The organism is Enterobacter sp. JUb54 (assembly GCF_014298075.1).
Taxonomy (GTDB): domain Bacteria; phylum Pseudomonadota; class Gammaproteobacteria; order Enterobacterales; family Enterobacteriaceae; genus Klebsiella; species Klebsiella lignicola.
Genome location: NZ_CP060418.1, coordinates 2022387 through 2046103 on the forward strand (window position 1 = coordinate 2022387; position 23717 = coordinate 2046103).

General features: G+C 56.2%; 16 protein-coding genes and 2 tRNA genes. 7 read left to right on the forward strand and 11 right to left on the reverse strand.

From position 1 onward, the window contains the following. Positions 1-153 precede the first annotated feature (153 nt). The 4 genes from HF679_RS09320 to ghrA all read right to left on the reverse strand — a co-directional run bounded on the left by HF679_RS09320 (position 154) and on the right by ghrA (position 3096). Positions 154-666: a DUF1097 domain-containing protein gene (locus HF679_RS09320; RefSeq protein WP_174510087.1), complete on the reverse strand. Its 513-nt coding sequence runs from the start codon at positions 664-666 to the stop codon at positions 154-156. 91 nt (positions 667-757) lie between these two features. Further along, positions 758-1312 carry a molecular chaperone gene (locus HF679_RS09325; protein ID WP_123753790.1) on the reverse strand — a complete coding sequence of 185 codons (555 nt, stop codon included), beginning with the start codon at positions 1310-1312 and terminating at the stop codon, positions 758-760. Positions 1313-1334: 22 nt separating this feature from the next. Beyond that, on the reverse strand, positions 1335-2072 hold the full coding sequence (locus HF679_RS09330; RefSeq protein ID WP_154145269.1) for a phosphatase: 738 nt from the start codon (positions 2070-2072) through the stop codon (positions 1335-1337). Positions 2073-2157: 85 nt separating this feature from the next. Further along, positions 2158-3096, reverse strand: coding sequence for a glyoxylate/hydroxypyruvate reductase GhrA (ghrA, locus tag HF679_RS09335; RefSeq protein WP_154145270.1), 939 nt, complete (start codon positions 3094-3096; stop codon positions 2158-2160). 247 nt (positions 3097-3343) lie between these two features. Between ghrA and HF679_RS09340 the strand changes: the two genes are divergently transcribed. Beyond that, positions 3344-3431 (forward strand) — tRNA-Ser (locus tag HF679_RS09340). Between the two features lie 990 nt (positions 3432-4421). Then, the gene (locus tag HF679_RS09345; RefSeq protein ID WP_187043047.1) at positions 4422-6599 is read left to right on the forward strand and encodes a TonB-dependent siderophore receptor; all 2178 of its coding nucleotides are present in this window, start codon (positions 4422-4424) and stop codon (positions 6597-6599) included. A gap of 37 nt (positions 6600-6636) precedes the next feature. Here the strand turns inward: HF679_RS09345 and HF679_RS09350 are convergent, their stop codons facing one another. After that, on the reverse strand, positions 6637-7542 hold the full coding sequence (locus HF679_RS09350; RefSeq protein WP_187042910.1) for a LysR family transcriptional regulator: 906 nt from the start codon (positions 7540-7542) through the stop codon (positions 6637-6639). Positions 7543-7656: 114 nt separating this feature from the next. Here HF679_RS09350 and HF679_RS09355 point away from each other — a divergent pair, with 114 nt between their 5' ends. The 3 genes from HF679_RS09355 to HF679_RS09365 all read left to right on the forward strand — a co-directional run bounded on the left by HF679_RS09355 (position 7657) and on the right by HF679_RS09365 (position 11031). Beyond that, positions 7657-8517, forward strand: a complete 861-nt coding sequence (locus HF679_RS09355; RefSeq protein WP_123753785.1) for a pirin family protein — start codon at positions 7657-7659, stop codon at positions 8515-8517. A gap of 213 nt (positions 8518-8730) precedes the next feature. Beyond that, positions 8731-8818: transfer RNA gene (locus HF679_RS09360), tRNA-Ser, on the forward strand. A gap of 971 nt (positions 8819-9789) precedes the next feature. Next, positions 9790-11031 carry an MFS transporter gene (locus HF679_RS09365; RefSeq protein WP_187042911.1) on the forward strand — a complete coding sequence of 414 codons (1242 nt, stop codon included), beginning with the start codon at positions 9790-9792 and terminating at the stop codon, positions 11029-11031. Between the two features lie 86 nt (positions 11032-11117). Here HF679_RS09365 and phoH read toward each other — a convergent pair whose 3' ends face one another. The 4 genes from phoH to efeU form a co-directional block, all read right to left on the reverse strand. Continuing rightward, positions 11118-11906, reverse strand: a complete 789-nt coding sequence (gene phoH / locus HF679_RS09370) for a phosphate starvation-inducible protein PhoH (protein ID WP_174510337.1) — start codon at positions 11904-11906, stop codon at positions 11118-11120. A 511-nt stretch (positions 11907-12417) separates the two neighbouring features. Beyond that, positions 12418-13701, reverse strand: a complete 1284-nt coding sequence (gene efeB / locus HF679_RS09375) for an iron uptake transporter deferrochelatase/peroxidase subunit (RefSeq protein WP_154143282.1) — start codon at positions 13699-13701, stop codon at positions 12418-12420. A 4-nt stretch (positions 13702-13705) separates the two neighbouring features. Next, positions 13706-14833, reverse strand: coding sequence for an iron uptake system protein EfeO (gene efeO, locus HF679_RS09380; RefSeq protein ID WP_123755436.1), 1128 nt, complete (start codon positions 14831-14833; stop codon positions 13706-13708). Positions 14834-14880: 47 nt separating this feature from the next. Next, complete coding sequence (gene efeU / locus HF679_RS09385) at positions 14881-15720, reverse strand: iron uptake transporter permease EfeU (RefSeq protein WP_123753781.1); 840 nt, start codon at positions 15718-15720, stop codon at positions 14881-14883. A gap of 272 nt (positions 15721-15992) precedes the next feature. Between efeU and HF679_RS09390 the strand changes: the two genes are divergently transcribed. Continuing rightward, positions 15993-17177 carry a NupC/NupG family nucleoside CNT transporter gene (locus tag HF679_RS09390; protein ID WP_123753780.1) on the forward strand — a complete coding sequence of 395 codons (1185 nt, stop codon included), beginning with the start codon at positions 15993-15995 and terminating at the stop codon, positions 17175-17177. Positions 17178-17232: 55 nt separating this feature from the next. Here HF679_RS09390 and HF679_RS09395 read toward each other — a convergent pair whose 3' ends face one another. Both HF679_RS09395 and putP read right to left on the reverse strand, forming a co-directional pair. Continuing rightward, the gene (locus HF679_RS09395; RefSeq protein ID WP_123753779.1) at positions 17233-17667 is read right to left on the reverse strand and encodes a DUF3574 domain-containing protein; all 435 of its coding nucleotides are present in this window, start codon (positions 17665-17667) and stop codon (positions 17233-17235) included. Positions 17668-17806: 139 nt separating this feature from the next. Next, a complete protein-coding gene (putP, locus tag HF679_RS09400) occupies positions 17807-19315 on the reverse strand; it encodes a sodium/proline symporter PutP (RefSeq protein WP_123753778.1) in 1509 nt (502 codons plus the stop codon). 423 nt (positions 19316-19738) lie between these two features. Here putP and putA point away from each other — a divergent pair, with 423 nt between their 5' ends. Beyond that, on the forward strand, positions 19739-23701 hold the full coding sequence (gene putA, locus HF679_RS09405; protein WP_123753777.1) for a trifunctional transcriptional regulator/proline dehydrogenase/L-glutamate gamma-semialdehyde dehydrogenase: 3963 nt from the start codon (positions 19739-19741) through the stop codon (positions 23699-23701). Positions 23702-23717: the final 16 nt, after the last annotated feature.

Below are 23717 nucleotides of genomic sequence, written 5' to 3' on the forward strand. Positions count from 1 at the left end.
ATAGTCCCCAGGACGAAAGTCTGTGTATACGACCACGGGCAATCGACCAGCGCAGCACGGCAAGAGAATGAGGCGGACTGACCGCACGGCAAACGGGGTAAACGTGTAGAAAGCAAAACAGGACCTGAGGTCCTGTTTGGGTATTGCGGGTCGTTAAGATCGCGCCCGGTCGGGCGTTTCATTCACTAAAGGGGCTTTATTCTTCTGCGCTCGCGCAGCCAGCCACAGCCCACAATTTTTCATCGCGTAGCCAAAGACCAGTCCCAGAGCCAGAGAAGGCACCACCACTCGCCAGTCACCGTTGCCGGCAAAGGTGGCACAAGCGCCAATAAAGGTGCCGGGGACAAAAGAGAGCAGCAGCTTGCGCGCCTGAATACACATCAGGAAGGCGACAACGCCGGTCATCATATAACCCAGGATCTCAAGATGCGGCGCCAGCGCGCTGCCGTAGATAATGACCAGCGCCCACACCACCCCGCTCATCACCGTACAGGTGGAGATCAGCAGCCCTTTCAGACCGCCCTGCGGGCAGGCGAAATAGGCCGTGCAGCCCAGGAAACCCGCCCAGCTCAGCAGGCCAAGCGCGACCGCCACCCATCCCCAGAGACCGGAGAGAATGCCTGTCGTTATTGCAATTGCGAGAAGTATGTTCATGGCGCGTATCATACCAGATACGCACCGCTCAAATGAGACCTGAAGCACGTTATATGCAAGCAACCATTTTCACTTGCAATTAATATGTGATTTAAATCACATATTACTCTTCAGTTTCTTCTTCTAACTCATCCCACATCGCAGAGATCGCTTCGCGCGTCAGCAGGGCCATGGTGCGCCAGAACGGCGTCTCCGCATGGGCTTCGACTTTCCCGAGGAAGGTCCCGCACCATGGCAGAATGTAGTCTGCGAACAGGGTTTCCAGGACTTCGCTTTCGTCTTCGGTTGCGTGATCTTCCAGCCAGGAGGCAGCCAGCAGCAGGGAACCGATATGGTCGGCTTTGCCTTCTCCGGTCGGGATGCCGTGAGCGCTCAGGAAACCACGCACTTCGGCTTCACTCGCCCCTTCAACCCAGGCGCTGCGGTACGGTGGAACGCTGCATTCGTCCCCGACAAACAGTGCGTTATAGTCCGCGGCCAGCGGTTGTACATCGCAGCTTTTTTGCAGGCGTTCCAGCAGCTCATCCTGTTCCAGCGGCCAGCTTGCCGCCAGTTTCCCTTCACGAATCAGGGTAAACAGCGGCACCAGCAGCGGATCCTGAGGTTGGCGATAGTACAAAGAGCCCAGTACGCGGCAGAGGATTGAAAACTCGTTCATTCAATTATTCCAGTTATTCACATTAAAGGTCGGCAAATTCAGGGATTGCCGGCATCCCGCGAGACTCAAGGAAATTCAGCAGCCGACGTGGAGAAACGTTAAGGATCCGATCCTCAGGGAAGCCCACTTCATCAAGGATCTTACGACACGCAGAAAATTCGCCGAGGGTAAAGGCGGTGTGCGAATCAGATCCCAGCGCCACCCAACCGCCAGCATCGCGGACCGCGGCGGCAATGGCCCGGCAGTTATCTTCACTGCCCACGCGCGAGGAGACAAAGGATGAGTTATTGATTTCCAGCGCCACCTGATATTTTGCCGCAGCCGCGGCGATGGCCGGGATATCGACGGGGAATTTCGGGTTACCCGGATGGCTGATAATGTGTACCGCGCCGCTGGCCATGGTAGCAATCATCGCTTCAGTATGGGTCGCTTTATCCTGCGGCGGGAACACTGGTTCATGAAAACCGGCGATGAACAGATCCAGCGACGACAGCATCGGCCCGGTGCAGTCAATTTCGCCCTGGGTATTTTTAATGTTGGCTTCAATGCCGCGCAAAATGCCGACGCCGTCCACCATTCGCGGCCAGATGCGCATATTGACGAAATGCCAGTAGTGCGGCGCGTCGGCCATGTCCGGACCGTGGTCGGTAATGGCGAAAAGTTTGATCCCTTTGCGCTTTGCTTCAGCAATATAATCGTGCAGGGTACTGTAGGCGTGGGTACTGGCGACGGTATGCATGTGCAGGTCAACAGGATACATCACATTCTCCTTCTCTGTTTGTGGCAAGGATAGCAGGAATCAGGGCCTATGATTAGCAAAAACCCCGCCGCAGCGGGGTTATGTCTTAGTATCCGCGCTGGCGATCGACCTGCCCGCTTACCGTTTCGCCCCGCTCCAGCTGGCCGATGGTGCCGGCAATATAGGTAATGGCTTCCAGCGGACGCGTGACCGCGGCCACGTGCGGGGTCATGGCTACCCGAGGGTGCGCCCACAGCGGGCTTGTTGCCGGTAACGGTTCACGGCTAAAGACATCCAGCATCGCCCCTTTGAGCTTGCCGCTATTCAGCGCCGCTAGCAGGTCATCTTCAACAACGTGAACGCCACGCGCCAGATTGAGAACATAGCTGTTATCCGGAAGCTGCGCCAACAGCTGCTGGTTAATAATCCCGGCGGTTTCCGCCGTGTTCGGCAGCAGGTTGATCAACACCCGCGTTTCGCCGAGAAACGCCCCTAGTTCTTCTGCTCCGGCAAAACTTTGCACCTGCGGCCAGGCTTTGCGGCTGCGGCTCCAGCTACGCAGCGGGAAGCCCCATACCTGCAGCGCTTCGGCGACTTTCGCACCGAGTACGCCCGCACCCATAATCCCGATAGTAAAGGTGTCTCGCGGATAGTCGTCCAGCGGTTGCCAGCGCGCTTGTTGCTTTAAGTCCTGATAGTCATCAAAGCGACGGAACCAGTGCAATACCTGGCTGACCGCGTACTCCTGCATCTGCTGACCCATTCCGGTGTCTTCGAGGCGGAAAAGCGGGATCGACATCGGCAGCATTTCCGGGTGCTCGCGCAGTTTACTGAGGATCGAGTCGACACCCGCCCCAAGGGCAAAGACCGCTTTTAGATCCCGCCCTTTAAGCATTTCTACCGGCGGGTGCCAGACCAGCGCGTAATCGGCATGCTGGTTGTCGCCGGATTTCCATTCGCGGACGCGCGCGCCTGGCAGCTGTTTTTCCAGCTCTGCAATCCAGTAAGCGGTATCAAATGTCGGGTGATAATAAATAATGTCCATCGTGGCTCCTGATAGCTGACGCGTCGTGTTTTATTTGTTGTTTTCTATTGGTTTGTCAGCATAACAAATTTCATTTTTCTATCGAGTAAAAAGAGAGTGGTGACAAAAAAATCGATTGTCGCGCATTTAAAACGCAAGTTGCGCGAAGTTTGGCTAAACGCGCGTTTTTTTGAAAAAGTTGATTGACGAGAGATACGTATTTCCCTAAATTAGCGCCCGTTCCCAGCAGCAACGGGAACGACAATATGGTGAGGTGTCCGAGTGGCTGAAGGAGCACGCCTGGAAAGTGTGTATACGGCAACGTATCGGGGGTTCGAATCCCCCCCTCACCGCCATCTTCAAAGAAGAGCTCGTACGCAAGTACGGGCTTTTTTTTCGCATGTTGCAACCCACCAGGGGGGATGAGAAGCCCCGACCGGGGTTCGACAACTGGCATCGCCAGTTGGACAGACCGCGAGCCTGCGAGCGGGCTGCCCGCACAAAAATGCCGGGAGCATTTTTGAACAACGCCTGCGTTGGCCCCGAAGGGGCGAGGCCCAGGGATGGGCCGAGTAACGGCGAGCGAAGCGAGTCAATCCCCCCCTCACCGCCATATTTTAAGAAGAGCTCATACGAAAGTACGGGCTTTTTTTTCGCATGTTGCACCTGCCATCCTGTCAGCATGGTGCGCGCTTCTCCCGGGGGTCGGCATAAATGCCTCGCCCGGGCTACTAACATCAGTTGGACAGACCGTACGCCACGCCCGGGCTACCATCGCTGTTGCACCCATCATCCTGTCAGCACGGTGTGCGCTTCTCCCGGGGGTCGGCATAAATGCCTCACCCGGGCTACTATCGCTACCCTCGCCGTTGCATCCCCACGCTGCCATCCACTCTCTGGCAGATGACGCAATATTTGTTAACAAAGCGTTACAACACCGGCTGATGTAATGAATCGCCTGATGACATTCGCATAGTCTGAAATTGCATTTTCGGATGATATTGAATGTAAATATTTGTATTGCGAATAACACCATTTCTCCTTATTTTTCGCTGCCACAGGAGTTGCGTTTAGAGCCAAACCGTGAGCACAAAAAATAACCACATTGTTAAAAGGTGTTACTAGCCTTATTTATCAATGTGTTATGAATAACAGCGCGCCAGATCACATTCCTCTCAGCATCGACATCCCCAGCGGCAAATTTTTACATCCTCTTACACAAAAACCAAAAATTGACGAACAATGTAGAAAAAAAGGAGAAACACCGCACGCAATATACAATGATAATCAATCTCATTATCATCCGCATCTGCGCCTTATTCCTGCATATTATGGAGATAATGAAAATGAATGTTACTTTTTATGGTAGAAAGCGTCCGATAACGCTGCTTTTTGCCAGCTTACTGTCCACTCCTGCTTTGGCTGCCGAACCGACAGAAAATCTCGCTGATGATGAAGTCATGCTGGTCACCGCTGAACAGGAGCTAAAACAGCAACCAGGCGTCTCGATTATCACAGCAGAAGACATTCAAAAAAGCCCTCCGGTGAACGATCTTTCTGACATCATCCGTAAAATGCCCGGCGTCAACCTGACCGGCAACGGTGCCAGCGGCAGCCGCGGTAACAACCGCCAAATCGATATTCGCGGCATGGGGCCGGAAAACACCCTGGTGCTGATCGATGGTGTGCCGGTGAGTTCTCGTAACTCCGTTCGCTACAACTGGCGTGGCGAACGTGATTCTCGCGGCGATACCAACTGGGTGCCGGCGGAAATGGTGGAACGTATTGAAGTGATTCGTGGCCCGGCAGCCGCCCGTTATGGTTCAGGTGCAGCCGGTGGTGTGGTGAATATCATCACCAAGCGCCCTACCAACGATTGGCACGGTTCACTCTCTCTCTACACCAACCAGCCTGAAAACAGCAAAGAAGGCGACACCCGTCGCGCTAACTTCAACCTCAGTGGCCCGTTGGCAGGCGACGCGCTGACGATGCGTCTGTACGGCAACCTCAACCGCACCGATGCCGATGCCTTTGACATCAATACCGCACAAAACGGCTCCTATGCCGCGGGCCGTGAAGGCGTGCGTAATAAAGACATCAGCGGTGTGCTGTCCTGGAAAGTGACGCCAACCCAGATCGTTGATTTCTCCTATGACTACAGCCGTCAGGGAAATATCTACGCTGGTGATACTCAAAACAGCAATAGTAATAGCAGCGCGAACGGTCTGGTTGAATCGTTATATGGCAGTGAAACAAACCGCTTATACCGTCAAAACTACGGTATCACCCATAACGGTATCTGGGACTGGGGGACGTCCAGGCTTAACTTTAACTATGAAAAAACCAATAACACGCGCTTAAAAGAAGGTACCGGCGGCAGTACCGAAGGCATGATTAATAGCGATGAGAATTCGACCAGCCGTCTGGAAAGTTATCGCGCGGGCGGGGAAATAAACTTCCCTCTGCAGCTGCTGGTTGATCAAACGGTGACCCTGGGGGCGGAATGGAACCGCGATGAGCTCAACGATCCCGCCTCCATGCAATCCGCAAACACAGACTTTTATTTGCCAGGTAGCTCAGGCGATCCTTCCCAACGCAGCAGCAAAAACTCCGCCACCATCAGCTCGCTCTATTTCGAAGATAATATTGCGGCAACCGACAGCACCGAGATTATTCCGGGCCTGCGCTTTGATTATCACGATCAATTCGGTGCTAACTGGAGCCCCAGCCTGAATATGTCGCAAGGGCTGGGCGAATATTTCGTCTTAAAATCCGGTATCGCGCGCGCATTTAAAGCGCCCAACCTTTATCAATCAACGCCAGGCTATCTCCTGTCCACCCGTGGCAACGGCTGCCCGATTGGTCTGAGCCAGTGCTATTTACTCGGTAACGATAACCTCGATCCTGAAATTAGCGTCAACAAAGAAGTTGGAATAGAATTCAGCCATGCAGGCTACACTGCCGGTATTACCTACTTCCGCAATGATTATAAGAATAAAATCGTGTCAGGAACGTCTGCTATTTATAGCAATGGCACCTATAACGTATTGCAGTGGGAGAACGGCGGTAAAGCCATCGTTGAAGGGCTCGAGGGTAACCTGGCCATTCCTCTGATTGCCGATACGCTGGAATGGCGCACCAACGCGACCTACATGTTCCGTTCTGAAAGCAAAAAAACAGGTAATCCGCTGTCCGTCATCCCGGAATTTACCATCAACTCCCAACTGGAATGGCAAGTGACTCAGGACCTGAGTACCGACATTAACTGGACGCAATATGGTCGCCAGAAACCACGCCAGTATGCTGAAACCACCCTTGAAAGCAGGAATGGACTCTCCCAGAAAGAAATTAGTCCTTATTCCATCGTCGGTTTAAACGTCAATTATGACATCACAAAAAGTCTGCGCGCCAATGCCGGTATCAACAACCTGTTTGATAAACGTGTTTACCGCGAGAATGAAGGTGCTTCTACCTATAATGAACCGGGCCGTGCTTATTACGCTGGGGTCACCATGTCGTTTTAATTGAGGTCATTTCCGTGCCCCAACGGGCACGGAAACATCAGTCCTCTTCCATCCGCTGATATTCCTCACTGAGAAAATCCACCAGCGCCCTTACCGACGGCAGCAAGCCACGGCGCGAGGCAAATACCGCATGAATGACTTCCCGCTGCGGCTGCCACGTATCCAGCACCACCTCCAGCGTCCCGGCCGCCAGCTGATCGCGCACCATTAATAAAGGAAGCTGCACCACCCCCACGCCGGCTATCGCCGCTTCGCGCAATGCCAGCATATCCGTCGTGACCATCCGCGGCGCAAAATAGACTTCCGCCCTTGCCCCCTCGGGCCCGCTCAGTTGCCATTTATGTTGATGCTTTCCGGCATCGAGACTCAACCCCGGCCACGTGCTCAGTTGCGATGGCGCCTGCGGCCGCCCCATTCGCGCAATACACGCCGGGCTTGCCACCAGCCGTTGCCCGCGGTCGGCCAGCACCCGCATCACCAGATCGCTATCGTCAAACGGTCGCGGACGCACGCGGATCGCCACATCAATCCCTTCGCCAACAACGTCCACCCGCCGGTTGGTGGCCTCCAGCTGCACATTGACGCCGGGGTAGCGCAGCATAAATCGCGCCAGCATCGGCCCGACGTGGGCATGGAGTAAGGTCACCGGACAGGTGAGCTTGACGCTGCCGCGAGGTTCTGAACGCAGCGTCTCCACCGCCTGCTGCGCCGCTTCGGCCTCTATCAGCATCGCTTTGCAGTGCTGATAGAAAGTCTGCCCCACTTCGGTGACCACGAACTGGCGGGTCGTGCGATGAATCAGCCGTACGCCAAGCCGCTCTTCCAACTGGGCGATCCGACGGCTCAATTTTGATTTCGGCTGATCGAGCGCCCTGCCCGCCGCGGCGAATCCTTCATGATCGACGACCTGGACAAACCAGGCTAAGTCATTGAGATCCAGCATCCTTCCTCCATTGTTCCATTTTCAGAACAGTATAGGCTATTTTTGCTATCTACCGCTTTATTGGCCGCGCATATACGCTTATGGTCATCAGAAATCGCAACACAGGAGAGCACCATGAAACAGATTACAGGCGTCTACACCGCACCGGCCCAGCATTGGGTGGGGGATGGCTTCCCGGTCCGCTCGCTGTTCTCTTACCAGACTCATGGCGAACCGTTAAGCCCGTTCCTGCTGCTTGACTATGCTGGTCCGCACCACTTCCCGGCGGGAACTGGCAGACGTGGGGTTGGCGAACATCCGCACCGTGGGTTTGAAACCGTCACCATCGTCTATGCCGGTGAAGTTGAGCACCGTGACTCGACGGGTAAAGGTGGGGTCATTGGCCCGGGCGATGTGCAGTGGATGACCGCGGGTGCCGGCATTCTGCATGAAGAGTTTCATTCGGCGGAGTTTACCCGCACCGGCGGCGAACTGAAGATGATCCAGCTGTGGGTCAATCTGCCAGCCAAAGACAAAATGGCTCATCCGGGCTATCAGAGCATTACTGCGGATGTTATCCCTGACGTCGCCCTGCCGGACGGCGCGGGAAATATCCGGGTTATCGCCGGCAGCTATGGTGAAGTGTCTGGTCCTGCGCATACTTTCTCGCCGCTGAACGTCTGGGATATGCAGCTGAATCAGGGCCATGACATTACGCTCCGTCAGCCTGACGGCTGGAGCAGCGCATTAGTGGTCCTTGAAGGTGAGATTGCGGTCAACGGTGCCGAGCAGGCACGTGAAGGACAGCTGGTCGTATTGAGCCAGCAGGGAGAAGCGATTCATCTCCAGGCAACGACGAATGCCAAAGTGCTGCTGCTGGCCGGCGAGCCGTTACAGGAGCCCATTGTGGGTTACGGTCCGTTTGTGATGAATACCCGGCAGCAGATCGCCGAAGCCGTTAGCGATTTTAACAGCGGGCGCTTCGGCCAGATCTGACATCAGCACCTTACTGGCCTGCCAGCGTAGTGTTAAAGCATGGCAAACAGCTTGATTCTCTGCGTTAAAATCACTGCCCCGCCGGTTTTCGGTGGGGCAGTGTTCATTGCTTGACCGAACGGTAAAGAAAGAATAAATACTGCTTGACCGTTTTAGCGCAACTCCCTATAGTAGCGCCCCGTTGCCCACCCAAGGTGAGCAGCGAAACAATATGGTGAGGTGTCCGAGTGGCTGAAGGAGCACGCCTGGAAAGTGTGTATACGGCAACGTATCGGGGGTTCGAATCCCCCCCTCACCGCCATATTTTAAGAAGAGCTCGTACGAAAGTACGGGCTTTTTTTTCGCATGTTGCACCCCACCAGGGGGGGATGAGAAGCCCCGACCGGGGTTCGACAACTGGCATCAGCCAGTTGGACAGACCGCGAGCCTGTGAGCGGGCTGCCCGCACAAAAATGCCGGGAGCATTTTTGAACAACGCCTGCGTTGGCCCCGAAGGGGCGAGGCCCAGGGATGGGCCGAGTAACGGCGAGCGAAGCGAGTCAATCCCCCCCTCACCGCCATATTTTAAGAAGAGCCCGTACGCAAGTACGGGCTTTTTTTTCGCATGTTGCACCCCACCAGGGGGGATGAGAAGCCCCGACCGGGGTTCGACAACTGGCGTCAGCCAGTTGGACAGACCGCGAGCCTGTGAGCGGGCTGCCCATAGGGCGAGCGAAGCGAGTCAATCCCCCCCTCACCGCCATATTTTAAGAAGAGCTCGTACGCAGTCACGGGCTTTTTTTCGCATGTTGCACCAGTCATTCTGTCAGCATGGTGAGCGTTTCTCCCGGGGTCGGCATAAATGCCTCGCCCGGGCTACTAACACCAGTTGGACAGACTGTACGCCACGCCCGGGCTACCTTCGCTGTTGCACCAGTCATCCTGTCAGCACGGTGCGCGTTTCTCCCGGGGTCGGCATAAATGCCTCGCCCGGGCTACCAACACCAGTTGGACAGACCGGATGCCTCGTCCGGGTGACCAGCAGCCCCAGCCCCGCGAAGCAAAAATCCGACAATCGCCGTTTTTTATCGTCAGCATATTACGTCATCGCTATTTACCCATTAAGCATGACCACTAATACTTAAAACAAAAACCCAGTCATTTACTCCATCGTAACCATAAAAACATAAAGTTAATGCCATCCACACCGCCCGCAACGCCCCCTTTGCCGTGTAGATCGCATTCGTTGACAAATCTATACTTGCCGCCAAATTGACTGCCAAAGGCCTGAACATGACGTTCTCTTCTCCACAAACTAAACGCGGCGTTACCCCGGCAAAAGCCATGGTCGCCGCCATCAGCGGCTATGCAATGGACGGCTTTGATCTGCTGATCCTCGGCTTTATGTTACCGGCCATCAGCGTTTCACTCGCCCTCAGTACCTCGCAGGCCGGCTCCCTGGTGACCTGGACGCTGATCGGGGCGGTGCTGGGCGGGATTATCTTCGGCCACCTGAGCGATCGTCTCGGCCGTATTCGCGTCCTGACTTTCACCATTCTGATGTTCTCGGTCTTTACCGGCCTGTGCGCCGTCGCCCAGGGCTACTGGGATCTGCTGGCCTATCGCACGCTGGCGGGAATGGGGTTAGGCGGTGAATTCGGCATTGGCATGGCGCTGATCGCCGAAGTCTGGCCGGCACACAAACGCAACCGGGCGTCTGCCTGGGTGGGCATCGGCTGGCAATTGGGCGTTCTGCTGGCCGCCTTTATCACCCCGCTGCTGCTGGATATTATCGGCTGGCGCGGGATGTTCCTCGTCGGCCTGCTGCCGGCGCTGGTGTCATTTGCCATCCGCCGCGGCATGGGCGAACCGGATGCGTTTACCAAAGATATCGATACCACCCAGCAGCTCTCATTCTCGTCGCGAATCAAAATGTTGTTCTCCGATCGCGCCACCTCGAAGGCCAGTCTCGGCATCTTTATTCTGTGCTCGGTACAGAATTTTGGTTACTACGGCCTGATGATCTGGATGCCGAGCTATCTGTCGTCGAACTTTGGTTTTTCGCTGACCAAATCGGGCGTTTGGACCGCCGTCACCGTGGTAGGGATGACCTTCGGCATCTGGTTGTTTGGCGTGCTGGCGGACCGTTTCGCACGCTGGAAAATCTTCCTGATTTATCAGGCCGGTGCGGTCGTGATGGTGATTATCTACGCCCAACTGCGTGACCCTACCGTTATGCTGTTTACCGGGGCGTTAATGGGTATGTTCGTCAACGGGATGATCGGCGGTTACGGCGCGCTGATCTCGGATACCTACCCGCTGCAGGTCCGCGCAACGGCGCAGAACGTCCTGTTTAACCTCGGTCGGGGCGTCGGTGGCTTTGGTCCTCTGGTGATCGGTCTGTTCGTCAGCCACTGGTCATTTACCGCCGCCATCACCCTGCTGGCCCTGCTGTACCTGCTGGATATTTTCGCCACTCTGTTCCTGTTGCCGAAAAGCCAGGGGAATGACGATGCGCTGGGCGCCATTGGCTAACCCACGATACTGAGCAAAAGATGGTTCACGCGGACCGCAAAATAACAAAGCCCGGGTTTCCCCGGGCTTTGCACACTAATTAGCCGCTAGTAGTAAGCTTTCAGCGTTCGCTGGCAGAGCATCGAACGGACGCAATCATCGGCGGTAAAGCGCACGACACCGATCATCTCGTCTTCCTCAAAACGTGCCAGCGCATCGACCAGGCCAGACTTCACACCAGACGGTAAATCACACTGGGTAATGTCGCCATTGACGATGACCGTGACGTTCTCCCCGAGGCGGGTCAAAAACATTTTCATTTGCGCAGCCGTCACGTTCTGGGCCTCGTCCAGAATCACCACGGCATTTTCAAATGTACGTCCGCGCATATAGGCGAACGGCGCGATTTCCACCTTGCCAATTTCCGGTCGCAGGCAGTACTGCATAAAGGAAGCGCCCAATCTCCTGACCAGAACGTCATAAACCGGACGGAAATAGGGAGCAAACTTCTCGGCGATATCTCCCGGTAAGAAGCCGAGGTCTTCGTCGGCCTGCAGAACGGGACGGGTAACAATAATCCTGTCCACATCTTTGTGGACCAGGGCTTCGGCTGCTTTCGCGGCGCTAATCCAGGTCTTACCGCACCCGGCTTCGCCCGTGGCAAAAATCAGCTGTTTATTGTCTATGGCATTCAAATAATGCGCCTGAGCATCATTGCGTGCTTCAATTGGGGAAGTATCACGGCTATCCCGCGCCATGCCAATTGCTTCTACGCCACTCATGTGCACCAGCGATGTGACCGATTCTTCTTCGCGTTGCTTATGACTGCGTGAATCGCGTCTCAGCACACGTTTTGCTTCACGACGAGCTTTGGTCACTGCTTTTTGTCTTCCCATGGATAGCACCTTGCGTTGTTGGTTTACATCACACGCGTCACCATCGACGCGACTATGCGCACAAACGATTGAGGTTTGGCTTCCTTTTAAGCCATTGCTTGCCTGTTGAATTGACGATGAGTCACGGCTACGCGCACCGCGTACCCTGTCAGGGTTCGGATGTTCTGTCGTGGTGGAAAGGGGTGAATTTACGGTGACGAAGTCGCTGCCGGAGGTTTTCCCTCCGCGCTGAAGAGTACGGTGTGTTGTTTTGCTTTGTCCGGTACGGGACCCTACCATTCGCGATCTCCATAGTGAAACGACATCACTGCCGGGAACTACCGCGTCTGTAATAATTACATCAAAAAACATCTAAGATGCAACTATTTTTTTACACAAACGCAACAGTAATTCCCCAAACAGCTGAAGAGAGTTTCCGTCATTTAGATTACAGAAAAATAACACAAGGCAGGAAATACAAAAAAAGAATGGAAAAACAGCAGAAAACGCCCTGCCCCTACGGGCAGAGCGATCAGGCTTCAAGCAGAGATTGCCCCAGGTAGTGCTGGCTGTCGATAACCCCCGGCAACACAAAGAAATAGCCGCCGCCAATTGGTTTGACATACTCCTCCAGCGCCTCGCCATTCAGACGTTTTTGCACCGTCAGGAACCCCTTCTCGAGGTCGTGCTGATAGCAGACAAACAACAATCCCATATCCAGCTGACCGGAGTTGGTCACCCCTAATGAATAGCTGTAGCCACGGCGCATCATCAGGCTCGACTGCGTTTGCGGCGTGCGCGGATTTGCCAGTCGAATATGGCTATCCAGGGCGATAGTATCGCCGTTCGGATCTTTACTGTAATCAGGTACATCGTGCTCGTGCTGCATCCCCAGCGGCGCGCCGCTGTGCTTGTCCCGGCCGAAAATGGTCTGCTGCTCCTTCAGCGGAGTACGATCCCAGAACTCCACATGGAACTGGATGATACGCGCCGCCTGATAGCTGCCGCCGGTGGCCCACACGGGCTCACCCTGGCCGGCGGTGACCCACACCACTTCATCCATCAGCGCCTTATCGGTGCTGACCGGGTTTGCGGTGCCGTCCTTAAAGCCCAGCAGGTTTACCGGCGTCTCTTTGCCTTTACTCTGCGCGGCGCTACTGGAGATAAACCCTTCACGCTTCCAGCGCACGCTCAGCAGATCCGGGGTGTGCTTAATCACATCGCGCAGCGCGTGGATCACCGTATCCTGAGTATTGGCACAGATTTGCAGCAGCAGATCGCCATGACAGAGCGCGGCGTCCAGCGAATCGTTGGGGAAACGCGTCATCGGTTGCAGCTTTTTCGGCGCGTGGTTCGCCAGCCCGTAACGCTGGTCAAACAGCGAATGGCCCAGCGACACGGTCACCGTCAGGTTGTCCGGCGAGATCCACGGTCCGAGGATCCCCGAGTCCATCGGCGGCAGACGCGGATTCGGCGTATCCGGCGCCGGGCCACCTTTGGTCAGAAAGGCAATGCGCTGGGTCAGCAGACGAAACAGCCGTTCAAGGTCTGCTTTATCGCTGGCCAGTACATCAAAGGCCACCAGCATCATCGAGGCCTGCTGCGGCGTCAGTACGCCCGCCTGGTGCTGCCCGTAAAAAGGCTGCACCTCGGCCCGTGCGTCAGGAGAGAGCACGCCCGGCGCGCTGCCTCCCTTCGCCGCGTGCGCCACCGGACAGCCGCCGGCAATGGCCAGCGCGCCACCCAGCGCGCCGATCCCTTTTAATAATTGACGACGTGAAGGTTCATCCACGTCGAATTGCTTCTGTTCTGCCATCGACTTAGTCCAGACCGAGGATCCCACGCAGCTGCGCCAGATCTTCCGCCAGAGTGGTAATCGGCCCTTTCAGCGCATTACGGTCCGCATCGGTCAGCTTGTCATAGGTTTCGAAGCCGTCTTTGGTGCGGTATTTGCTGAGAATGCCGTCAACTTTCTTGAAGTTAGCATCAATTTTCGCCAGCAGCGTACTGTTCTCTTTTTGCAGCTGCGGACGCAGCAGGTCAACAATCTTCTGCGCGCCGTCGATGTTGGCCTGGAAGTCCCACAGGTCAGTGTGGCTGTAGCGATCTTCTTCCCCGCTGATTTTGCTGGCCGCCACTTCTTCGATCAGGCCAGCCGCGCCGCCCACCACTTTAGACGGCGGGAACGCCAGCTCGCTGATGCGTTTTTGCAGCTCCAGCACGTCGTCGTTCAGCTGGGTGGCATACTGCTCCATCCCTTTGACGCTGTTGTCGCCAAACAGGGCTTTTTCCAGACGGTGGAAGCCGGTAAATTTCGGGTCTTCCGCCTTCTTCTCATAATCGTCTTCACGGGCATCAATGCTGCCGTCAAGGTCGGAGAACAGCTCGGCGATAGGCTCGATGCGCTCATAATGCTGACGCGTCGGCGCATACAGTGCTTTGGCTTTTTCGATATCGCCCGCTTTCACTGCATCGGTAAAGGCTTTGGTGCCGCTGACCAGCGCAGCGGTTTCGGCGGTGACATAGGCTTTATAGGCGGTGATCGCCTCGCCCAGGCTCAGGACCGCATCGGCTTTAGCCGCGTCTTTGGTGGCCTCGCCGGTAACAATCAGCTTGCCTTTCGGGTTTGTCAGCAGGCCGCAGGTCATGTCATATTCGCCCGGCTGCAGGTTCGCCGTCAGCTTTTGGGTGAAGCCCGGCGCAATATTCTCGCGCTCTTCCACCACCATCACGCCCTTGAGGATCTCCCACTCCAGCGCTTTCTGGCTGTGGTTCTGAATAATGAACTGTGTTTTACCCGCTTTCACGGTCACGTTCATTGGCTCACACTGTTTATCATTAACGGTGACTTTTACCTGCGGGATATCCGCAGCCTGAGCGTAAAAGGCAGAGCTGAACAACGCTGCGACGGCAAGCTGCAGCGCACTACGGCGAAAATGAATCATGATGATCATCCCTTTCGGTAAGTAGGTGTAACCCAATATCCTGCGGAGCTCTATTTTAGGGGAGCCGTGCGCGAGGTTGCTGTATTGCTACGCGGCGGCAGGGCAAACAGCACCAACGCCGGAATCAAATAGATAAAGTACACAGCCACTTCGCTGACGGTCGGCGTCTCCTGGTATCCGAAGATCCCTTCGAGCAGCGTCCCGAACAGGGTGTGCGTTGACAGCACGCCGCTCAGATCGAACGCGACGTCCTGGAAATGGTTCCACAGCCCGGCTTCATGGAAGGCGCGAATCGCCCCGGCAGCCAGACCCGCCGCCACCAGCAGAATAAACAGGCTGGTCCACTTGAAGAACGCGCCGAGATTCAGGCGAATGCCGCCCCAGTACAGCAGGAAACCAAGGACAATGGCGGTCGCCAGTCCGAGCATCGCGCCGATCGGCGGCCAGATCCCGACATCCTGCTGAAAGGCTGCCAGCAGGAAGAACACCGACTCCAGCCCTTCCCGCGCTACGGCGAAAAAGACCATCATGACCAGCGCCCAGCCGTGGTTATTGCCGCGCTGCAGCGCGTTATCCACCGCCTGTTCCAGCTGTTGCTTAACGTTGCGCGACACCTTGCGCATCCAGAACACCATCCAGGTCAGGATGCACACCGCCACCAGCGCGACGATGCCTTCGAACAGCTCCTGTTCACGCTGCGGAAATTCACCGGTGGTTTCGTTGATAAAGATGCCGAGGCCCAGACAGAGTGCTGCGGCGAGGATAACGCCGATCCACATCACGCCAATCCAGTTGCCGCGCTGGGTGCGTTTGAGATAGCTGGCAATCAGGCTGACAATCAGCGCTGCTTCCAGCCCTTCGCGTAACATAATGAGAAATGGGACAAACATGCCGACACCTTAAATGTGAATCGCCGTCAGTGGATGCAAAGATAGGTAAATATTTCTGATAGTGATTATCATTACAATAAGCAGAAACACAAGCGAAATGTAGAGCGAATGGTATCGAGTTGTAAATTAATCGCTACAAAATAATTACTTATGGGATTATTTGTCTGCGCCGACAACATACCATCGTCACGGTGGATTTTTCCGCTTAGATATTTACCGGGCGTAACGGCTGTGGCTAAATAGCGGCCTTATTGACCTGCGAAATGAATAACATGACACAATTTTTGCACTTCCTGCTGGCGCTGGTGGTTATCCTTGGCCTTGCCTGGCTGGTCAGCTATGACCGACAAAAAATCCGCATCCGCTATATTATCCAGTTAATTATCATTGAAATTGCCCTGGCATTCTTTTTCCTCCACGCCGAAAGCGGCCTGTGGATAGTGAAAAATATCTCCAGCTTCTTCACCTCTTTACTCGGCTTTGCCGCCGAGGGCACCAACTTTGTATTTGGCGGCATGAGCGAAAAAGGCATGGCCTTTATTTTCCTCGGCGTGCTGTGTCCGATTGTCTTTATTTCTGCGCTGATCGGTATCCTCCAGCACTGGCGCATCCTGCCAATCTTTATTCGCCTGATTGGCACCCTGCTGTCGAAAGTTAACGGCATGGGGAAACTCGAATCCTTTAACGCCGTCAGCTCGCTGATCCTCGGGCAGTCCGAGAATTTCATCGCCTACAAAGGCGTGCTGGGCGACCTCTCCTCGCGCCGCTTGTTCACCATGGCCGCCACCGCGATGTCGACAGTGTCGCTTTCCATCGTCGGCGCGTATATGAGCATGCTCGATGCGAAATATGTGGTCGCCGCGCTGATCCTGAATATGTTCAGCACCTTTATTGTGCTGTCGATTATTAACCCGACGCGTCCGGGCAGCGAAGAAGAAATTAAGCTCGAGAAGCTGCACGAATCGCAAAGCTTCTTTGAAATGCTCGGGGAATATATTCTCGCCGGCTTCAAAGTGGCGATGATTATTCTGGCCATGCTGATTGGCTTTATTGCCATCATCAGCGCCATTAATGCCCTGTTTGCCACGCTGTTTGGTCTTAGCTTCCAGCAGATCCTCGGCTATGTCTTTTATCCGCTGGCCTGGCTTATCGGTATTCCGCTGAGCGATGCGCTGAACGCCGGCAGTATTATGGCAACCAAACTGGTGGCCAATGAGTTCGTGGCAATGATTGAGCTACAAAAAATTGCCGCCAGCATGACGCCGCGCGGGCTGGGGATCCTTTCGGTGTTCCTGGTCTCGTTCGCCAACTTTGCCTCCATTGGCATCATTGCCGGCGCCATTAAAGGGCTGAACGAGCAGCAAGGGAATATTGTTTCCCGCTTCGGCCTGCGTCTGGTGTACGGCGCTACTCTGGTGAGCCTGCTGTCCGCCAGCTTTGCCGGACTGGTGCTGTAAGTACCTGAACTATCCCGGCTAAGCGCAACGCCAGCCGGGATTTTCCCTCACAGTATCAGAAGTGAACGCAGACCGGCTGGTCGACCCGCATCACCGACTCCTGAGCAAAGCGTGATTTATAGAGGTTACGCAGCGCTTCAATCCCCTCTTCGCTCTTGCCGTCTTTACCGTGAATCAGCATCAGCGCTTTACTCTGCTCGCGGGCCACGCTGCCGTCATTGCCCAGCCACTGGCCACGGGCATCAAACACCGTTAAGCCGTCACGAAAGCGCGGCGTTACGTCCCGGTCAACAAACTGCTGCCACTCCTGGGCGGTAATATCTTTCCCCGCCGGACGACTTAAACCGAAATAGAGCGTGGTCTGCACCATGGCATTATCCGCCGGGCAGGCCGCGCTGGCCGGAACCGGTGCACTGTTCTTCGCCGGAGCCACACAGCCGCCAAGCAGCCCTGCTATCACCAGCACCATAGCACCCTGTCTGAACGTCATTTTGCTATCCTCATTGTTTTTTTGTGCCACGATATCAGCGTATTTTCAGCGAATTAGCAAGAGGAAGACGCCGCTCACACCCGGGCAGCAACAGGATCAAAAAAGCCCGCTGGACGCGGGCTTGAAGAGAAAGCGGGGTTTACTCTGCGACGGTACCTGCCGGCGGCGCGGAGTGATAATGCGCATCCGCTTCGGCAAAACGCTTCTGCATCGACGCCGAAGGAGCTTTATCCAACAGGCTGAAGAGGACAATCCCGAGGCTACCGAAGATAAAGCCAGGAATGATTTCGTACAGCCCCAGCCAGCCGAACTGTTTCCAGACAATCACGGTCAGCGCGCCGATCACCATCCCGGCCAGAGCGCCGTTACGCGTCATACGTGACCACATCACCGAGAACAGGACCACCGGACCAAATGCCGCCCCGAAGCCTGCCCACGCGTAGCTCACCAGACCCAGTACGCGGTTGTTCGGGTTCGCCGCCAGCGCGATGGCGATCAGCGCCACCACCAGCACCATGGTCCGTCCAACCCATACCAGCTCTTTCTGACCGGCGTTTTTACGCAGGAACGCTTTATACAGGTCTTCCGTAATCGCGCTGGAGCACACCAGCAGCTGGCAGCTCAGGGTCGACATCACCGCCGCCAGAATGGCTGACAGCAGGATCCCGGCAATCCACGGGTTAAACAGCAGTTGTGCCAGTTCAATGAACACGCGCTCGGAGTTCTGGTTGACCGCCCCTGCCAGCGCCGGGTTGTTGTTGAACCAGGCAATACCGAAGAAACCGACCGCAACCGCACCCGCCAGACACAGGATCATCCAGGTCATGCTGATACGACGTGCGTGGACGATACTGTGGTGGGAGTCCGCCGCCATAAAGCGCGCCAGAATATGCGGCTGGCCGAAATAGCCCAGGCCCCAGCCCATCAGCGAGATAATCGCCACAAAGTTCAGCCCTTTGAGCATATCGACGTTTTCAATGCTCTTCTGCTTAATCACTTCCAGCGAGGTGTCGAAACCGCCAACGGAAATAATCACCATCACCGGCGTCAGGATCAGCGCGAAAATCATCAGGCTGGCCTGCACGGTATCGGTCCAGCTCACCGCAAGGAAGCCACCGACAAAGGTATAAATAATGGTGGCGGCCGCACCGGCCCACAACGCCGTTTCATAGCTCATACCGAAAGTGCTTTCGAACAGACGGGCACCCGCCACAATCCCGGAGGCACAATAGATGGTGAAGAACAGCAGAATAACCAGCGCGGAAATAATACGCAGCACCCGGCTTTTATCTTCAAAACGACCGGTGAAATAATCCGGTAAGGTCAGCGCGTTATTATTCACTTCGGTGTGAACACGCAGGCGACCGGCAACCAGCTTCCAGTTAATCCATGCGCCGAGGGTCAGGCCGATGGCAATCCAGCTTTCGGAAATACCGGAGAGAAATATCGCCCCCGGCAGACCCATCAGCAGCCAGCCGCTCATATCAGAAGCACCAGCAGACAGCGCGGTCACGAATGGACCAAGACTACGGCCACCGAGAATATAATCATCAAAGTTTTTCGTCGAACGCCAGGCAATAAAACCGATAAGTACCATGCCGCAAATATAAATAATAAAAGTCACCAACATGGGGGTGCTGATAGCCATGTAAAATCTCCAGTTTTTTTGTCGACAACGTCCTGCTTTGTCATTTTATTCCACTACCGGAACGGGGTAATGGCACATTGGTTGTATTGGGCGACCGTATCCTGACGGAAGCAACTGCATTTCACAAACGATTTAACACAGCATTTACACTAATTTTTATCGTGACCAAACTTCATTTCGCCATAGGTTGCACTCTCTCACATTTTTATTGGTTGCACCTGGTGAAACTGTTAACTCACGCATACAAATCCCCTATTGGACAAATGTTAATTTTTGGCAATGCACACCATTAGATTTAACAACCAGCCCATTTCTCGCCGTGCGACACAAATCACGATTAACAAGGTTGCACAAAGTTGCAACATGGTAGATATTTTCGCGTAACCGAAAAAAGAACAACGATTCATTACAGGAGTGATAAGCATGGGCACCACCACCATGGGTGTTAAGCTTGACGACGCGACGCGCGAACGCATTAAGTTTGCCGCAAGCCGTATTGACCGCACGCCGCACTGGCTGATTAAGCAGGCCATCTTCAATTACCTGGAAAAACTGGAAAACGACGAGACGCTGCCTGAGTTACCGGCGCTGCTCTCCGGTGCCGCCAATGAAAGCGACGAAGCCGGCAGCCCGGCGGATGAGCCTTATCAGCCGTTCCTGGAATTTGCCGAACAGATCCTGCCGCAGTCCGTTTCCCGGGCGTCGATCACCGCCGCGTATCGCTGGGCAGAAACCGACGCCGTACCGATGCTGTTAGAGCAGGCCCGTCTGCCACAGCCTCTGGGCGAGCAAGCACACAAGCTGGCGTACCAGCTGGCGGAAAAACTGCGTAATCAGAAAACGGCCAGCGGCCGCGCGGGGATGGTGCAAAGCCTGCTGCAGGAGTTCTCCCTCTCTTCACAGGAAGGGGTCGCGCTGATGTGTCTGGCGGAAGCGCTGCTGCGTATTCCGGATAAAGCCACCCGTGACGCCCTGATCCGCGACAAAATCAGCAACGGTAACTGGCAGTCGCATATCGGCCGCAGCCCGTCGCTGTTCGTCAACGCCGCCACCTGGGGTCTGCTGTTTACCGGCAAGCTGGTCTCGACCCACAATGAAACCAGCCTCTCGCGCTCGCTGAACCGGATTATCGGTAAAAGCGGCGAGCCGCTGATTCGCAAAGGCGTCGATATGGCGATGCGCCTGATGGGCGAGCAGTTCGTCACCGGCGAAACCATTGCCGAAGCGCTGGCCAACGCCCGCAAGCTGGAAGAGAAAGGATTCCGTTACTCCTACGACATGCTGGGTGAAGCGGCGCTCACCGCCGCCGATGCGCAGGCCTACATGGTCTCCTACCAGCAGGCGATCCACGCGATTGGCAAAGCCTCCAACGGACGGGGCATTTATGAAGGCCCGGGGATTTCCATCAAGCTTTCCGCACTGCATCCGCGCTACAGCCGCGCGCAGTACGACCGGGTGATGGACGAACTCTACCCGCGTCTGAAATCACTGACCCTGCTGGCCCGCCAGTACGATATCGGGATCAACATCGATGCCGAAGAAGCGGATCGTCTGGAGATCTCGCTCGATCTGCTGGAAAAACTGTGCTTTGAACCGGAACTGGCTGGCTGGAACGGCATCGGCTTCGTGATTCAGGCCTATCAGAAACGCTGCCCGTTTGTCATCGATTCGCTGATCGACCTCGCGACCCGCAGCCGCCGTCGCCTGATGATCCGTCTGGTGAAAGGGGCTTACTGGGACAGCGAAATCAAACGTGCGCAGATGGACGGCCTCGAAGGCTACCCGGTCTATACCCGCAAAGTGTATACCGACGTCTCCTACCTCGCCTGCGCCAAAAAGCTGCTGGCGGTCCCGAGCCTGATCTACCCGCAGTTCGCCACCCATAACGCCCATACCCTGGCGGCTATCTACCAACTGGCGGGACAAAACTACTACCCGGGTCAGTATGAGTTCCAGTGCCTGCACGGCATGGGCGAACCGCTGTATGAGCAGGTGGTTGGTAAAGTGGCCGACGGCAAACTGAACCGTCCGTGCCGCATTTATGCTCCGGTCGGCACCCACGAAACGCTGCTGGCGTACCTGGTGCGTCGTCTGCTGGAAAACGGCGCCAACACCTCCTTCGTCAACCGCATCGCCGACACCACCCTGCCGCTCGATGAGCTGGTTGCCGACCCGGTCAGCGCGGTGGAGAAACTGGCGCAGCAAGAGGGCCAGACCGGCCTGCCACACCCGAAAATCCCGCTGCCGCGCGATCTCTACGGCAAAGGCCGCATCAACTCCGCCGGGCTCGATCTGGCGAACGAACACCGCCTGGCCTCCCTCTCCTCTTCGCTGCTGAACAGCGCGCTGCACAAATGGCAGGCCCTGCCGGCGCTGGAACATCCGGTGATTGAAGGGGAACTGCAGCCCGTGGTGAACCCAGCCGAGCCGAAAGATATCGTCGGTCACGTGCGTGAAACCCGTCCGGAAGAGGTCGAGCTGGCGCTCACCAGCGCGGTCAATAACGCGCCGATCTGGTTTGCGACGCCGCCGCAGGAACGCGCCGCGATCCTCGAACGTGCCGCGATCCTGATGGAAGGCCAGACCCAGACGCTGATCGGCATTCTGGTGCGTGAAGCAGGTAAAACCTTCAGTAACGCCATCGCCGAAGTGCGCGAAGCGGTCGACTTCCTGCACTACTACGCCGGCCAGGTTCGTGATGATTTTGACAATGAAACCCACCGTCCGCTGGGCCCGGTGGTATGTATTAGCCCGTGGAACTTCCCGCTGGCCATTTTCACCGGCCAGATTGCTGCCGCTCTGGCAGCAGGTAACAGCGTGCTGGCCAAACCGGCCGAGCAGACGCCGCTGATTGCCGCTCAGGGCGTGGCGATCCTGCTGGAAGCCGGCGTGCCGCCGGGCGTCATTCAGCTGCTGCCGGGCCGCGGGGAAACCGTCGGCGCTGCACTGACCAGCGATGAGCGCGTGCGTGGCGTGATGTTTACCGGCTCCACCGAAGTCGCAACCCTGCTGCAGCGCAACATCGCCAGCCGCCTCGATGCTCAGGGCCGCCCGACGCCGCTGATTGCCGAAACCGGCGGGATGAACGCCATGATCGTCGACTCCTCCGCCCTGACCGAACAGGTGGTGGTCGATGTGCTGGCCTCGGCATTTGATAGCGCCGGACAGCGTTGCTCCGCCCTGCGTATCCTCTGCCTGCAAGAAGAGATAGCCGACCATACCCTGACCATGCTGCGCGGCGCGATGGGCGAGTGCCGGATGGGCAACCCGGGCCGTCTGACCACCGATATTGGCCCGGTGATTGATGCCGAAGCCAAAGAGAATATTGAACGTCATATTCAGACCCTGCGCGCCAAAGGGCGTACCGTCTTCCAGGCGGTGCGTGAAAACAGCGACGATGCGCAGGAGTGGCAAAGCGGGACCTTTATCCAGCCGACGCTGATCGAGCTGGACAGCTTTGATGAGCTGAAAAAAGAGGTCTTTGGCCCGGTGCTGCACGTGGTTCGCTACAACCGTAATGAACTGGATAAGCTGGTCGAGCAGATTAACGCCTCGAACTACGGTCTGACCCTCGGCGTACATACCCGTATCGACGAGACCATTGCCCAGGTCACCGGCAGTGCGAAAGTCGGCAACCTGTACGTCAACCGCAACATGGTTGGCGCGGTGGTTGGCGTCCAGCCGTTCGGTGGCGAAGGTCTGTCGGGAACCGGTCCGAAAGCCGGCGGCCCGCTGTATCTGTATCGTCTGCTCTCCAGCCGTCCGCAAAACGCGGTGGGGACCACCCTCGCCCGTCAGGATGCTGAACGTCCGCTGGATGCACAGCTGAAAACCCTGCTGGAAAAACCGCTGACCGCCCTGCAGCAGTGGGCAGCCGGTCGTCCGGAACTGCAGGCCCTGTGCCAGCAGTACAGCGAGCTGGCCCAGGCCGGGACCCAGCGCCTGCTGCCGGGTCCAACCGGCGAGCGCAACACCCTGACCTTTATTCCGCGCGACCGCGTGTTGTGCATCGCGGATAACGAGCAGGATGCGCTGATTCAGCTGGCGGCGGTCACCGCCGTGGGGTCTGAAATCCTGTGGCCGGATAGCGCCCTGCAGCGTGAGCTGGCGAAGAAGCTGCCGCGTGACGTCAGCGATCGCATCCATTTTGCCAAACCAGAGACGCTGACCACCCAGGCCTTCGACGCGGTGATCTACCACGGCGATTCCGACCAGCTGCGCGAGCTGTGCGAACAGGTGGCGGCGCGCGATGGCGCCATCATCTCGGTGCAGGGCTTTGCGCGCGGTGAAACCAACCTGCTGCTGGAACGCCTCTATATTGAACGCTCGCTGAGCGTCAATACCGCTGCGGCAGGTGGTAACGCCAGCCTGATGACGATTGGCTAAGCCCGTTTCCGCACCT

What these genes read in the sequence shown, in the direction of transcription:
- ghrA (WP_154145270.1), bottom strand. Translation starts at nt 3,096, where the DNA reads ATGGACATTATTTATTATCACCCGACATTTGATACCGCTTACTGGATT.
- HF679_RS09345 (WP_187043047.1), top strand. Translation starts at nt 4,422, where the DNA reads ATGAATGTTACTTTTTATGGTAGAAAGCGTCCGATAACGCTGCTTTTT.
- HF679_RS09395 (WP_123753779.1), bottom strand. Translation starts at nt 17,667, where the DNA reads ATGACGTTCAGACAGGGTGCTATGGTGCTGGTGATAGCAGGGCTGCTT.
- HF679_RS09350 (WP_187042910.1), bottom strand. Translation starts at nt 7,542, where the DNA reads ATGCTGGATCTCAATGACTTAGCCTGGTTTGTCCAGGTCGTCGATCAT.
- HF679_RS09355 (WP_123753785.1), top strand. Translation starts at nt 7,657, where the DNA reads ATGAAACAGATTACAGGCGTCTACACCGCACCGGCCCAGCATTGGGTG.
- putP (WP_123753778.1), bottom strand. Translation starts at nt 19,315, where the DNA reads ATGGCTATCAGCACCCCCATGTTGGTGACTTTTATTATTTATATTTGC.
- putA (WP_123753777.1), top strand. Translation starts at nt 19,739, where the DNA reads ATGGGCACCACCACCATGGGTGTTAAGCTTGACGACGCGACGCGCGAA.
- efeU (WP_123753781.1), bottom strand. Translation starts at nt 15,720, where the DNA reads ATGTTTGTCCCATTTCTCATTATGTTACGCGAAGGGCTGGAAGCAGCG.
- HF679_RS09330 (WP_154145269.1), bottom strand. Translation starts at nt 2,072, where the DNA reads ATGTATCCTGTTGACCTGCACATGCATACCGTCGCCAGTACCCACGCC.
- efeB (WP_154143282.1), bottom strand. Translation starts at nt 13,701, where the DNA reads ATGGCAGAACAGAAGCAATTCGACGTGGATGAACCTTCACGTCGTCAA.
- phoH (WP_174510337.1), bottom strand. Translation starts at nt 11,906, where the DNA reads ATGGGAAGACAAAAAGCAGTGACCAAAGCTCGTCGTGAAGCAAAACGT.
- HF679_RS09365 (WP_187042911.1), top strand. Translation starts at nt 9,790, where the DNA reads ATGACGTTCTCTTCTCCACAAACTAAACGCGGCGTTACCCCGGCAAAA.
- HF679_RS09325 (WP_123753790.1), bottom strand. Translation starts at nt 1,312, where the DNA reads ATGAACGAGTTTTCAATCCTCTGCCGCGTACTGGGCTCTTTGTACTAT.
- HF679_RS09390 (WP_123753780.1), top strand. Translation starts at nt 15,993, where the DNA reads ATGACACAATTTTTGCACTTCCTGCTGGCGCTGGTGGTTATCCTTGGC.
- HF679_RS09320 (WP_174510087.1), bottom strand. Translation starts at nt 666, where the DNA reads ATGATACGCGCCATGAACATACTTCTCGCAATTGCAATAACGACAGGC.